The 12391-nt window shown below is 66.9% G+C and carries 14 protein-coding genes; 3 read left to right on the forward strand and 11 right to left on the reverse strand.

Annotation, left to right across the window (positions count from 1 at the left end; translation table 11 throughout):
- Nucleotides 1-91: 91 nt before the first annotated feature.
- From ACP7AS_RS06510 to coxB, 11 genes are all read right to left on the reverse strand, one after another.
- On the reverse strand, nucleotides 92-1759 hold the full coding sequence (locus ACP7AS_RS06510) for a putative bifunctional diguanylate cyclase/phosphodiesterase (RefSeq protein ID WP_426028040.1): 1668 nt from the start codon (nucleotides 1757-1759) through the stop codon (nucleotides 92-94).
- Between the two features lie 31 nt (nucleotides 1760-1790).
- Nucleotides 1791-2381: a GNAT family N-acetyltransferase gene (locus ACP7AS_RS06515; protein WP_426028041.1), complete on the reverse strand. Its 591-nt coding sequence runs from the start codon at nucleotides 2379-2381 to the stop codon at nucleotides 1791-1793.
- Between the two features lie 202 nt (nucleotides 2382-2583).
- On the reverse strand, nucleotides 2584-3795 hold the full coding sequence (locus tag ACP7AS_RS06520) for a M16 family metallopeptidase (protein WP_426028042.1): 1212 nt from the start codon (nucleotides 3793-3795) through the stop codon (nucleotides 2584-2586).
- 50 nt (nucleotides 3796-3845) lie between these two features.
- On the reverse strand, nucleotides 3846-4553 hold the full coding sequence (locus ACP7AS_RS06525; protein WP_426028043.1) for an SURF1 family protein: 708 nt from the start codon (nucleotides 4551-4553) through the stop codon (nucleotides 3846-3848).
- Nucleotides 4543-4935 (reverse strand): DUF983 domain-containing protein, encoded by a 393-nt coding sequence (locus tag ACP7AS_RS06530; protein WP_426028044.1) that lies wholly within the window; start codon nucleotides 4933-4935, stop codon nucleotides 4543-4545. Before ACP7AS_RS06530 ends, ACP7AS_RS06525 begins: the two co-directional genes overlap by 11 nt.
- A complete protein-coding gene (locus tag ACP7AS_RS06535; protein ID WP_426028045.1) occupies nucleotides 4932-5849 on the reverse strand; it encodes a cytochrome c oxidase subunit 3 in 918 nt (305 codons plus the stop codon). Before ACP7AS_RS06535 ends, ACP7AS_RS06530 begins: the two co-directional genes overlap by 4 nt.
- A 51-nt stretch (nucleotides 5850-5900) precedes the next feature.
- Nucleotides 5901-6467 carry a cytochrome c oxidase assembly protein gene (locus ACP7AS_RS06540; RefSeq protein ID WP_426028046.1) on the reverse strand — a complete coding sequence of 189 codons (567 nt, stop codon included), beginning with the start codon at nucleotides 6465-6467 and terminating at the stop codon, nucleotides 5901-5903.
- On the reverse strand, nucleotides 6464-6643 hold the full coding sequence (locus ACP7AS_RS06545) for a hypothetical protein (RefSeq protein ID WP_426028047.1): 180 nt from the start codon (nucleotides 6641-6643) through the stop codon (nucleotides 6464-6466). Before ACP7AS_RS06545 ends, ACP7AS_RS06540 begins: the two co-directional genes overlap by 4 nt.
- Nucleotides 6644-6648: 5 nt before the next feature.
- Nucleotides 6649-7617 carry a heme o synthase gene (gene cyoE, locus ACP7AS_RS06550; RefSeq protein ID WP_426028048.1) on the reverse strand — a complete coding sequence of 323 codons (969 nt, stop codon included), beginning with the start codon at nucleotides 7615-7617 and terminating at the stop codon, nucleotides 6649-6651.
- 77 nt (nucleotides 7618-7694) lie between these two features.
- Nucleotides 7695-9365 carry a cytochrome c oxidase subunit I gene (gene ctaD, locus ACP7AS_RS06555; RefSeq protein ID WP_426028049.1) on the reverse strand — a complete coding sequence of 557 codons (1671 nt, stop codon included), beginning with the start codon at nucleotides 9363-9365 and terminating at the stop codon, nucleotides 7695-7697.
- Between the two features lie 23 nt (nucleotides 9366-9388).
- Nucleotides 9389-10414 (reverse strand): cytochrome c oxidase subunit II, encoded by a 1026-nt coding sequence (gene coxB / locus ACP7AS_RS06560; RefSeq protein WP_426028050.1) that lies wholly within the window; start codon nucleotides 10412-10414, stop codon nucleotides 9389-9391.
- A gap of 239 nt (nucleotides 10415-10653) precedes the next feature.
- Here coxB and ACP7AS_RS06565 point away from each other — a divergent pair, with 239 nt between their 5' ends.
- From ACP7AS_RS06565 to ACP7AS_RS06575, 3 genes are read left to right on the forward strand one after another with little or no spacing between them, the layout of a single operon-like run.
- Nucleotides 10654-11028, forward strand: coding sequence for a PadR family transcriptional regulator (locus ACP7AS_RS06565; protein WP_426028051.1), 375 nt, complete (start codon nucleotides 10654-10656; stop codon nucleotides 11026-11028).
- Nucleotides 11025-11606 (forward strand): DUF1700 domain-containing protein, encoded by a 582-nt coding sequence (locus tag ACP7AS_RS06570; RefSeq protein ID WP_426028052.1) that lies wholly within the window; start codon nucleotides 11025-11027, stop codon nucleotides 11604-11606. The genes ACP7AS_RS06565 and ACP7AS_RS06570 overlap by 4 nt, the downstream gene beginning before the upstream one ends.
- 1 nt (nucleotide 11607) lies before the next feature.
- Nucleotides 11608-12360 (forward strand): GIN domain-containing protein, encoded by a 753-nt coding sequence (locus ACP7AS_RS06575; RefSeq protein ID WP_426028053.1) that lies wholly within the window; start codon nucleotides 11608-11610, stop codon nucleotides 12358-12360.
- The last annotated feature ends 31 nt before the right edge of the window (nucleotides 12361-12391 follow it).

Here is a 12391-nt window from a genome sequence, read left to right on the forward strand (position 1 = left end):
AATCGACCTGAATCCAAAAAATGGTCCAGAATCAATCCGGAGCGAAATCTGAGCCTTGATGGACGGCGTCCATCAAGGCTCAGATTTCGCTCTAGGCCGACCTTGCCTTGATCGGGGCCGAGCCGTCGGCCAGCGATTCGTTCAGATAGACCTCGGCCTCCTGGGCCGGCAGGGCCTGGGCATAGCCGAAGCCCTGTCCATAGTGGCACTGGGCGTCCAGCAGCAGTTTGGCGAGGCCGGCGTTCTCGACGCCCTCGGCGACCACGTCCAGGCCCAGGTCGCGGCCCAGATTGACCACGGATTTCACGATCTTCGCCGAGCCGTCGTCCTTGTCCATGGTCAGGACGAAATAGCGGTCGATCTTCAGCGTATCGAACGGCAGCTTGGCCAGCCAGGTCAGCGACGAGAAGCCGGTGCCGAAATCGTCCAGCGCCAGCGACGCGCCCGCCTCGCGCAGGCGCGTCAGGGTGTCCGCCGCGCGCGAGGTGTCGCGCATGATGTCGCCCTCGGTCACCTCCAGCTTCAGCGCGCCCTTGGGCAGGCCGGCTTCGGCGATGATGCGGGTGACATCGTCGACCAGATCCGGCCGTTCGATCTCGCCGACCGACAGGTTGACGCTGCAGAACAGCTTGCCCGCCGCGGGATGGCGCCTCAGCCATTCGGCCAGCTGACGCGACGCGGAGGTCATCATCAGCAGGCCCAGCTCGTTCATCAGGCCCATCTCGTCGGCCAAGCCGAGGAATTCGTCGGGCGGCACCAGGCCGCGCTTGGGGTGACGCCAGCGGGCCAGGGCCTCGAACCCGGCCACCGCCCCGGTCAGCAGGTTCACGACCGGCTGATAGAAGGGCTCGATCTCGCCGCGGACAAAGGCGTTCCTGAGATCCGCCTCCAGCGCCAGCCGGGACAGGCTGTCGCTTTCCAGCGCCTTGCCATAGGCGGCCACGCCGCCGCGACCGGCAGTCTTGGCCTGTTCGACGGCCAGTTCGACGCGACGCAGCAGTTCGGCGGGATCGGCCGCATCCGGTCCGCCCTCGGCCGTCGCCGAGCCGATCGAGACGGTCGGATAGATGTCGAAGCCGGCGACCCTCAGCGGCTGTTCCAGCGCCTCGCGCACGCGTTCGGCGACCGTGACCGACCCGCGCGGGGCCAGAACCGCGAATTCGTCCTCGCCGATACGGGCGGCATTGGCATCATGGGCGAAGGCTGCGTTCAGGCGCGAGCCCAGGGCCGCCAGCACCAGATCGGCCCGGGCATGGCCCAGGGCCTCGTTCAGACGGCGCAGACGGTCGACGTCCGCCACCACCAGCTCGTAGTCGCCGGGCTGGGTCAGGGTTTCGGAGGCGCGGGCCAGGAAGGTGCGGCGGTCCAGCAGCCCGGTCAGGTGATCGCGATGCGAGGCGGTGAATTTGGCTTCCAGCGCCACAACGCCGGCGGCGCGCAGGCCGTCTTCCAGCCAGACCCCACGCCAGATGCAGGTCTCGGCGTCCCGCATGCGCAGCCGGACCGCGACTTCGGTCCCCTCGGCCTGCGGCTTCAGAATCTTTTCCGCTAGCGAGCGGTCCTGGGGGACGGCGACGGCCGTAAAGGCCGCGCCCGAACACTCCGGTGCCAGCGGCCCCAGGCCCAGCGACCGTGTCGCGCCGGTGAATCGCATCTGGTCGTCGGCCGGGGTCCATATCCACAGCGCCGAGTCGGCGGCGGCAAGCGCCTCTATGGCGGTCGTCGCGTCCCAGGCCAGACTTCTGGAGCGAGTGTTCAACGCCTGCAGGGTCCCGACAGGACGACCGGAATCAGCCGCCGCGCCCGGCTCCGTGATTCACGATGCCGAACAGAAGATGATCTGCCCATGCGCCGTTAATTTTAAGATAAGCCCGGGCCTCACCTTCGAGCCCGAAGCCCGCCTTTTCGAGGACGCGGCGCGAGGCTGTGTTGCCCGGCACACAGGCCGCCTCGAGCCGGTGCAGGTTCAGATCCTGAAAGGCAAAGCCGATCATGGCCCGGACCGCCGCTGTCGCATACCCGCGGCCCGCGAACGGCTGACCGATCCAGTAGCCCAGCGTGCCGGTCTCGGCCACGCCGCGCCGGATATTCGACAGGGTGATGGCACCGATCAGGGCCTGGTCCACGTCGGCGAAGATGAAGAAGGGCCAGGCGTTGCCGGCCTCCGTTTCGCGGGCATAGATCGACAATCGCCGTTTGAAGGCCGCGCGGGTCAGATCGTCCTCGGGCCAGCTGGGCTCCCACGGCTGGAGGTAGGCGTGGCTGGCCTGACGCTGCAGGGCCCAGGCCTCATAGTCCGCAGCGCGCGGTGCCCTCAGCGTCACGCCCGCGCCCTTCACCACCGGACCGGTCGCCTCGTTGATCCAATCCAGCAGAGCCATGGCGCTGTTCTAGCCCAGCGTTCTCGAAGGGAAAACCTCCCCTCCCCCTCCCCCGTCATCCTCGGGCTTGACCCGAGGACCAGACGATCCGGTGCGCGGGGGGGTGAAGGGGGGCTCAGCCGGCCCGGGGCCATCACGGACACCGGGCTTGCGACGACGTCCGGCCCTCGGGTCAAGCCCGAGGGTGACGGCCGGGCGACGCTCAGCCGAAAAGGGCTTCGCGGAAGGCCACACCGGCGGGCGCGGCCGTCTTCGGGCCCAACACCGCCGTCGCGGCCTTGCCGGCCACCAGCGAGGCCGCGGCGGCGGCGCGCACGTCGGCGACCGTCTGGGCCAGCATCCGTTCCGCCATGATCTCGGACGGAACAGGGGCACCGAAAATCAGGACCTGGGCCGCCGCCCGCCCGGCGCGGGCCGACGGACTCTCATCCGACATCCACAGCCCTGCGTTCATCACGGCCTTGGCGCGCGACAGCTCCGCCGCCGTCGGCCCGGCCTCGGCGAGCGCCTTCAGTTCCGCCGCGCACACCTGGGCCAGTTCGACCGCCCGCTCGGCGGCGGCACCGGCATAGATGCCGAGGATGCCGGCGTCCTCATAGGGCTCGTGATAGGCGTCGATGGCATAGGCCAGCCCCCGCTCTTCGCGGGCGCTCTGGAACAGGCGCGAGGCCATGCCGCCGCCGAGGATCTCGGTCATCAGCCGTGCCGCCGCATAGGCCGGATCGCTGGCCGCCGGGGCCGGCAGCTGGAAGACGATATTGGCCTGTTCGATCCGCCGCGACAGGGCTGCATCTCCGCCGGTGAAGCGCGGGATGTCCGGTGCAGCGGCGGCCGTGGCGGTCGCGGACCCGAACCAGCGCTCGGCCAGGGCCAGCAACTCGGCTTCGTTGACGGCACCGGACACGGCCACCACCATCCGGTCGGGCGAATACAGCCGTGCGCGCCAATCGCTGATCGAGGCCCGGGTGATCGGCTTCAGGCTCTTCACCGATCCCAGGATCGGCCGGCCCAGCGGCTGGCCGGCATAGGCCTTGGTCTGCGCCATTTCAAAAATATGATCGTCGGGCGTGTCGAACGCCTCGGCGATCTCCTGGGCGATCACGTCCTTTTCGCGCTCGATCTCGTCCGTGTCCAGCTTGGGGTGGAACACCAGATCCGACACCACCTGCATGGCCAGTGGCAGGGACCCGTCCAGCGCCCGCACCTCGAAACTGGTGCGCTCATAGCCGGTAGAGGCGTTCAGCGACCCGCCCTCGGCCTCGATCCGCTCGACGATCTCGCGCGCGCCCATGTCGCCTGCGCCCTTGAACACCAGATGTTCTAGACAGTGGGACCAGCCCGAGGTGGCCTCGGTCTCCCATTTGGCTCCACCGCGCACGGCGACCGTCAGGGCCAGGGTGCGCAGGCCGGGCATCGGATCGCAGACGACACGGACGCCATTCGAAAGGGTGTGCAGGGTAGCGGTCAGGAGGTGAGCCTTCGACGAAGCAGGATGATGTAGAAACCCGCCAGGGCCAGCGCCAGACCGAACCATGTCAGGGCATAGCCGAGGTGGCTGTTGGAGAAGGCGGCGGGGGGCGCGGAGGGCTGAAGCGCCAGCCATTCCGGATTGGAGGATGTGACGGCGAACAGGGTGTTGGGGTTGATGGTCCTCGCACCGAGGACCCGGGCGATGGCGGCGTTGTCCCGGGCGAAGAACTGGCCCTTGTCGACCGGCAGGGCCATGGGGCCCGGCGGTGGCGTCTGGCGCAGTTCAGCGATGACGCGCACAGGCGCGACCGTCTGCGAAACCGGCGGCCGGGCCGAGACCTCCCCGGCGACGAAGCCGCGGTCGATCAGAAACACCTCCGCTGATCCCGAGGGACGGCAGAGCGACAACAGCCGCACGCCGGATACCCCGTCATGGATCGTCTGCAGTTCGACGTAGCGGGCGCTCGCCAGTCCGGGGCAGTCGATCGCCACCTTGCGGAACGCAGGGTCGGGCGCGGCCAGAACCTCGGCCAGCGATGCCGGCGTGAGGGCGGCGGCGGCCTCCGACTGGCGGATCAGGCCTTCCTTCCACAGCAGCCGTTGTACCTGCCAGACGCCGAGGCCGCACAGCAGCACGAAGACGAGTACGGCCAAGAGGGTGAGGCCGAACGGAAACCGGGCGCGGGTCGGCTCAGTCGTCATGGCCCGCCTGGCCTGCCTTGTTGCGCATCTGCAGGGCGATCATCACGCCCTTGCCCGGCCGCATCAGCCCGAGCGAGAGCGCCAGAACCAGCGGCAGGGCCACGACCAGCATGGCCCAGATGGGCGGATTGTAAGCGACCTGCACGAACAGGGCCCCGAACACCACGATCCCGCCGGCGATCTGCATGATGAAGATGGCGGCACCGTCACCGGTGTTCATGTGGGTGAAGTCGAAACCGCAGACGGCGCAGCGGTCGACCACCTTGAGAAAGCCCGCGAACAGCGGGCCCTTGCCGCAGTTGGGACAGCGACAAAGAAGACCGGCGCGGATCGGGTCGATCCGCGCCGGTTGAAGATCAAGCCCTGTGGGGCCGTCGGTCACCCGAAGGTAACGTAGACAAAGGCGAACAGGAACAGCCAGACCACGTCCACGAAATGCCAGTACCAGGCGGCGGCCTCGAAGCCGAAATGCTTCTGCGGCGTCATCTGGCCGGCCATGAGACGCAGCAGGCAGACCAGCAGGAAGATGGTGCCGAGCAGGACGTGGAAGCCGTGGAAGCCCGTCGCCATGAAGAAGATCGAACCGTACAGGCCCGAGTTGGCGGCTTCCGCGTTGAAGAACAGGTTTTCGTGCAGGATGTGCTGGTACTCATAGACCTGCACGGCGGTGAACAGCGCGCCCAGCACGACCGTGATGACCAGGCCGATCTTGGCCGCATTGCGGTCGCCGACCTGCAGCGCATGGTGCGCCCAGGTGACCGTGGTGCCCGACAGCAACAGGATCACGGTGTTCAGCAGCGGCAACTGCCAGGCATCCAGGGTCTCGATACCCTTGGGCGGCCAGGTGGACCAGGCCTTGGCCGTATCGGCCCAGCCGCTGATCTCGGGGATATGGGCGCGGGCTTCGTTGAAGACCGCCATCTCGAAGAACATCCAGAAGAAGGCCGCGAAGAACATGATCTCCGACGCGATGAACAGCATCATGCCGTAGCGCAGGCCGATGGAGACGACCGGCGTGTGATCGCCCGCCTGGCTCTCCTTGATCACATCGGCCCACCAGCCGACCGCCGCGACCAGAACGCCGGCCAGACCGGCGAAGAACAGGGCCATGTCGCCCTTGGCCAGCAGGGCACCGGCCACCGACATGGCGGCATCCGGTTCAACCGTGACCAGCCCCTTCATCCAGACCACCGCGCCGACCATCATCACCGTGACGGCGAGCGAGGCGACCAGAGGCCACGGGCTGGGGTTCACCAGGTGGTAGTCGTGATGCGGGGCGGCGTGGGCGTCGGCCATCAGGGTCTCTTGAAACTGTCGAGAGTCGTAGGAAGGAGGCTATAGCGTCGGCTATCCGGCCGCGCCAGTAGCAGAACCGCTGTTTGCAGCCTGATCGAAGTCCTTGGTCGGATAGAAGGTGTAGCTGAGCGTGATTTCGCCCACGCCCCGGCTTTCAGCATCGGTCGCCAGCTCGGGTGCCACGAAATACTGGACGGGGAATTTCCGGGTCTCGCCGGCCGCGATGGTCTGGCCGTCGAAACAGAAGCACTGCAGCTTCTGGAAATAGGGTCCCGCCCGTTCCGGCACGACGTTGTAGGCGGCCTTGGCGTGGATCGGCTGGTTCGAGGTGTTGGTCACGTCGAAATAGGCGATGCCCGTCTCGCCGATACGGACCCGCTGGCTCACCTGTTCGGCGCGGAACGTCATCGGCAGGCCACGGACATTGGTGTCGAAGCGGATCAGCACCGTCTGGTCCAGCACCTGATCCGGTGCCTTCTCAGCCCGCCGGACCGTGCCGTCAAAGCCCGTGACCTGGCAGAACATCCGGTACAGGGGCACAGCCGCGAAGGCCGCGCCGGTCATGCCCATGACGCCGGCGGCGCAGACCAGGGCGATGGCATTTCGGGACAGCTTCATCCGGCGTAGCCGACCGGGCGGCCCGCGGCGATCGCATCCTTGCGGGCGTCGATGTTGCGCTTGAGGTTCAGCACCGTCACGCCGAACACCAGCACGATGAAGGCCACCAAGACGCCGGCGATGGCCCTGTTGCGGTTCGTGCGGGCTTTCAGCTGGTCCGGGGTCAGGCGGTTCATGGTGGTTACAGTCCAGGGATGGCGGCGACGCTCTCGACCAGCAGGGCCGCGAACAGCGCCATCAGATACAGGATCGAGAAGGCGAACAGGTTGCGGGCCGGTTTGGCCTCCGCGCGCACGTCATACAATGCGGCCTCTCGTCCCACGGCCTCGGCCTTGTCGGGCTGGTCGCCGGCGCGGCTGCGGAACAGACGCACCGCCAGGAACAGGAAGCCGAGGCCTCCGGTCCCCGAGACCGCCAGATAGAGCCACCCGCCCAGACCCGTCAGGCCCGGCGCGACGGCCACGGGCACCAGCACCAGGCTGTAGAGCAGGATCTGCAGCCGGGTGCTTTTCGCCCCCCGCGCCACCGGCATCATCGGAATGCCGGCCTTGGCGTAGTCTCCGGCCGAGTACAGCGCCAGGGCCCAGCTGTGCGGCGGGGTCCACAGGAAGATGATCAGGAACAGAAGCCAAGCCTGCCAGGGTGCCTGGCCCGTCGCGGCGGCCCAGCCGATCACGGGCGGAAAGGCACCGGCCGCGCCGCCGATGACGATGTTCTGGGGCGTCCGCCGCTTGAGCAGCAGGGTGTAGAAGGCGGCGTAATAGACGATGGTCAGCAGCAGCAGGCCTCCGGCCAGCCAGTTGGTCGTCATGCCCAGCAGCATGACCGAAAAGATCGACAGGATGACGCCGAAGGCCATCGCATCGTTCTTGCCGACCCGCCCCGCCGCCACCGGCCGGCCGCGGGTGCGCCGCATCAGGGCGTCGATCTCGCCCTCCATCGCCATGTTCAGCGCCCCGGCCGCGCCCGCGCCGACGGCGATGCACAGGATGGCGATGACGGCCGAGATCCAGTCGATGTCCCCGCCCGCGACGACCAGTCCGGTCACCGCGGTGAAGATCACCAGCGACATGACGCGCGGCTTCAGCAGCTGGAAGAAGTCTTCCGGCCGGGCCATCGAGACTGCGGGGTGGGTGGTGGTGTCGGTCATGGCGCTTTCAAAAACCCGGAAGCCGCCCTTTCACCTGAAAGAGCGGCCCCGGTATGTCCGTTCCAGTGTGTCCGGTCCTAGTGTTCGTCGGTCTTGACCACCGGCAGTTCGTTGAACTGGTGATGCGGCGGGGGCGACGACAGGGTCCACTCCAGCGTCGTGGCGCCTTCGCCCCACGGGTTGGCGACGCCCGGACGACGGCGGATGGCGGACTCGGCCAGCATGATCAGGAAGACCAGCACGCCCACGGCCGTGATCGCGTAACCGACCGACGAGACCATGTTCCAGTAGGCAAAGCCGTCCGAGTAATCGACGTACCGGCGCGGCATCCCCTGCAGACCGAGGAAATGCTGCGGGAAGAACACCAGGTTCACACCGACGAACATGATCCAGAAGTGCGCACAGCCGAGGAACTCGTTGTACTTCACGCCGAACATTTTTTCGTACCAGTAGTAGAAGCCGCCGAAGATCGCGAAGACGGCACCCAGCGACAGCACATAGTGGAAGTGGGCCACCACATAGTAGGTGTCGTGCAGGCTGTAATCGATGCCCGCGTTGGACAGGACCACGCCGGTCACGCCGCCGAGGGTGAACAGGAAGATGAAGCCGATCGCCCACAGCATGGGCGTCTTGAAGCTGATGGAGCCGCCCCACATGGTGGCGATCCAGCTGAAGATCTTCACCCCCGTCGGCACTGCGATGATCATGGTCGCGGCGATGAAATAGGCGCGCAGGTTCACGCTCATGCCGACCGTGTACATGTGGTGCGCCCACACGATGAAGCCGACGAAGCCGATCGCGACCATCGCATAGGCCATGGCGAGGTAGCCGAAGATCGGCTTCTTCGAGAAGGTCGAGACGATGTGGCTGATGATGCCGAAGCCCGGCAGGATCAGGATGTAGACCTCGGGGTGGCCGAAGAACCAGAACAGGTGCTGGAACATGACGGGATCACCGCCGCCGGCCGGATCGAAGAAGGTGGTGCCGAAGTTACGGTCGGCCAGCAGCATGGTGATGGCACCGGCCAGAACCGGCAGCGACAGCAGCAGCAGGAAGGCCGTGACCAGCACGGACCAGGCGAACAGCGGCATCCGGTGCAGCGTCATGCCGGGCGCGCGCATGTTGAAGATGGTGGTGATGAAGTTGATCGCGCCGAGGATCGAGCTGGCACCCGCCACGTGCAGCGAGAAGATCGCCAGGTCCATGGCCGGGCCGGTGTGGCCCTTGGTCGACAGCGGCGGATAGATCGTCCAGCCGCCACCAAAGCCCTTACCGGGTCCGCCGTCGACGAACATCGACAGGCACAGCAGGATCCAGGCGGCGACCAGCAGCCAGAACGAGATGTTGTTCATGCGCGGGAAGGCCATGTCCGGCGCGCCGATCATGATCGGGACAAACCAGTTGCCGAAGCCGCCGATCATGGCCGGCATGACCATGAAGAAGATCATGATCAGGGCGTGCGCCGTGACGGTGACGTTGTAGCCGTGGTTCGAGGCCTCCACGATACCCAGTTTGTCGACCAGGCCGCCCTGGACGAAATACTGGATGCCCGGTTCCGCCAGCTCGAGGCGGATCAGGCCGGACAGAACGCCGCCCACCAGGCCCGCCATGATGGCGAACAGCAGGTAGAGGGTGCCGATGTCCTTGTGATTGGTCGACAGGAACCAGCGGGTGAAGAAACCCGGCTTGTGGTCGTGGTCGTCATGACCGTCGTGGTCATGGGCGAGGTTTTCGGCTGCGGTGGCCATGATCTGTGGGCTCTCGCGTATCGTTACTGGGCCGCCGGGGCCGCGGCGGGAGCCGGGGCGGAGGCAGCGGGTTGGGCGGTGGCGGCGTTGGCCGTCGGGCTGGAAGGCGGTGCGGTGACGGCAGCGTCGGTCACCGTCGGCGCGCCCGTGGTGCCGGCGGCGACCTGGGCGGTCGTGCCGCCCGGGGCCTGTTCGGCCGTCTTCGGCGTCATTGATCCGCCCTTGGAGGCGACCCAGGCTTCAAACTCGGCCTGGGTGACGACGTTGATCTGGATCGGCATGAAGGCGTGTTCGGACCCGCAAAGCTCCGAGCACTGGCCGTAGAAGGTGCCTACGCGGTCTGCGCGGAACCAGGTCTCGTTGACCCGGCCGGGGACGGCGTCGGTCTTCAGGCCGAAGGCCGGCAGGGCGAAGGCGTGGATGACGTCGGCGGCGGTGACCAGCACGCGCACGGTCTTGCCGACCGGCACCACAATCGGTTCGTCGGCGGCCAGGCGGTACAGGCTGTGCGGCATGCCGCGCGACGCGATCTCGTCCTCAGGCAGCATGCTGGAGACGTATTCCGCGATGCCCTGGTCCGGATACTCGTAGGACCAGTTCCACTGGTTGCCGGTCGCCTTCACCGTCAGGTCCGGCGTCGGCATGTCGTGATAGGCGAACAGGAGGCGGAACGAGAACAGCGAGATGAAGACCAGGATCAGGACGGGCAGCACCGTCCAGATGATCTCGACCAGGGTGTTGTGGCTCCATTTCGCGGGAACCGGGTTGCTCTTCTTGTTGTAGCGGATGCAGAGCCAGACGATCAGGCCCAGCACCAGCAGGGTGATGCCGGTGATGATCGGCATCAGGATCACGTCGTGGAAGAAGATCGCCTCGACCTTCAGCGGCGAGGCCGCCGGCTGCAGACCGATGCCGCCGTCCGTCGGCTGACCCATCAGGTCCTGCGCCCAGGTCGGCGTGGCCGAGAATACGGCCAGGCACAGGGCGGTGAAACCACCGCCGATCGACGCCCGGGCCCGCGTGCCCATCCCCATACGAAACATCCTCATATTACCGCTTCGTCGCAAACGCTTGCGAGACAATCGCAAGCTGACCCCTGGACATGGTGTCCTCAGCCGTTCTGCGGGCGGTGCATATCGCCCTGTCTGGCGATTGCCAAGCGATCAGCATGAGATTGCGAGCGGCTGCGGCCATCGGTCCGCAGATTAAATCATCGTCATGTTATGACAGCTACCTTGCGTCACCAGATACCTTGCGATACGTCTTGGGCATCGAAGGAGGACGCCACGTGCCCGAAACAATCGAGATACAGCTGAAGAAAGGGGTGCTGACGCTATGCGTTCTGGCGCTCCTGAACCGGCATGACAGCTATGCCTATGAGATCGCCGCAACCCTGTCGGACGCGATCGACATGGGGGAAGGGACGATCTACCCGCTGATGCGGCGGATGCAGTCCGACGGACAGGTCGAGACCTATATGGTCGAATCGGCGTCCGGGCCGTCGCGTAAATACTATCGCCTGACCGACGGTGGCCGCGCCGCCCTGGAGGCCCAGACGGCCGAATGGCGGGCCTTTGCCCGCGCGGTCGAATCCGTTCTCGACGGGGCATTACCCGCCGCCGCGCCCGCCGCGAAACATGCCGACAAGGGAGCTGAACTATGACACGCGCCGAATTCATGGGCCGGTTGCGCCGCGGACTGGTCGGCATGCCGACCGCCGCCGCCGCCGATATCGCCTCGGACTATGAGACCCATTTCGAGGACGGTGCCGCCGCCGGACGCTCGGAAGCCGAGGTCGCGGCCGCCCTGGGCGATCCCGATCGCCTGGCCCGCGAACTACGCGCTGAGGCCGGGGCCCAGCGCTGGCATCAGGAAAAAAACCCGTCGGCCGCTGCCGGAGCCGTATTCGCGGTCCTGGGTCTCGGCGCGATCGACCTGTTGATCCTGCTGCCCATCTTCATGAGCGTGGTCGGGGTCCTGTTCGGCTTCTTCATGGCTGCCATCGGCGTGTTCGTCGGCGGGGGTGTGGTCATGATCGCCGGCCCTGTCGCCGGCTTCCCCGGCGGGGTCATGACCGCCATTCTCGGCGGGCTGGGCATGATGGCCGGTGCCACCGCGGTCGGGGCCCTGACCGCCGTCGCCACCATCCTGCTGGTCAACGCCACCGTCTGGTACGCGCGCCTGCACTATCGCCTGCTCAAGCCGGCGCTCGAACCCCACGCTCAGGTCCAGGGAGACTGACATGATCCGCACCCTTCTCATCATCACGGGCGCCGCTCTGGTGCTCTGCGTCGCCGCCCTGTCCGGAGCCGCCGCCATCGGCGGCAACGACCTGGCCCGCCACGGCTGGACCTGGACCTTTCCCGACGACGGCGGCGACCGCACCGTCCACTTCCAGCGCGGCGACGACGGCCCGTCCGTCACCCGCAACCTGACCTGGACCGGCGGTGACCGGCTGACGGTCGAGGTCCCCGGCGAGGTGGTCTACATGCAGGGGGATACGCCCTCGGTCGTGGTCACCGGCCAGAAGTCCATGGTCGACCGCGTCACCCTGATCGACGGCCGGCTGACCTGGACCGGCACGGACGAGCACACCGACCAGGTCGTGTTCGGCTGGAACGTCCGCGACCGCATGCGGGTGACCATTATTGCCCCGTCGGTGAAGGCCTTCGATCTGGAAAGCTCCGCCGACCTGTCGATCCGCGCCTATGACCAGCCGACCTTCGCCCTGACCGTCTCGGGTTCGGGTGATGTCGACGCCGCCGGCCAGACGCAAACGGCGACCATCGACATCTCGGGATCCGGCGATTCGGATCTGACGGCGCTTCGGACCACCGACGCCAACGTCGATACCTCCGGCTCCGGCGATGTCAGCGTCGGCCCCACCGGCTCGGCCCGCATCGATATCTCCGGGTCCGGCGACGTCGATCTGACCCGCCGTCCGGCCAATCTGCAGCAGTCTATCTCGGGGTCCGGCGACATCAGCCAGAACTGACCCGGTGACGCGAGGGCGGTCAGCCCCTACT

This window comes from Brevundimonas sp. TWP2-3-4b2 (genome assembly GCF_049897345.1).
GTDB lineage: Bacteria > Pseudomonadota > Alphaproteobacteria > Caulobacterales > Caulobacteraceae > Brevundimonas.

Coding starts and splice junctions, on each gene's coding strand:
- ctaD (WP_426028049.1), bottom strand. CDS start 9,365: ATGGCCACCGCAGCCGAAAACCTCGCCCATGACCACGACGGTCATGAC.
- ACP7AS_RS06575 (WP_426028053.1), top strand. CDS start 11,608: ATGATCCGCACCCTTCTCATCATCACGGGCGCCGCTCTGGTGCTCTGC.
- ACP7AS_RS06515 (WP_426028041.1), bottom strand. CDS start 2,381: ATGGCTCTGCTGGATTGGATCAACGAGGCGACCGGTCCGGTGGTGAAG.
- ACP7AS_RS06535 (WP_426028045.1), bottom strand. CDS start 5,849: ATGGCCGACGCCCACGCCGCCCCGCATCACGACTACCACCTGGTGAAC.
- ACP7AS_RS06570 (WP_426028052.1), top strand. CDS start 11,025: ATGACACGCGCCGAATTCATGGGCCGGTTGCGCCGCGGACTGGTCGGC.
- ACP7AS_RS06545 (WP_426028047.1), bottom strand. CDS start 6,643: ATGAACCGCCTGACCCCGGACCAGCTGAAAGCCCGCACGAACCGCAAC.
- ACP7AS_RS06540 (WP_426028046.1), bottom strand. CDS start 6,467: ATGAAGCTGTCCCGAAATGCCATCGCCCTGGTCTGCGCCGCCGGCGTC.
- ACP7AS_RS06525 (WP_426028043.1), bottom strand. CDS start 4,553: ATGACGACTGAGCCGACCCGCGCCCGGTTTCCGTTCGGCCTCACCCTC.
- coxB (WP_426028050.1), bottom strand. CDS start 10,414: ATGAGGATGTTTCGTATGGGGATGGGCACGCGGGCCCGGGCGTCGATC.
- ACP7AS_RS06520 (WP_426028042.1), bottom strand. CDS start 3,795: ATGCCCGGCCTGCGCACCCTGGCCCTGACGGTCGCCGTGCGCGGTGGA.
- cyoE (WP_426028048.1), bottom strand. CDS start 7,617: ATGACCGACACCACCACCCACCCCGCAGTCTCGATGGCCCGGCCGGAA.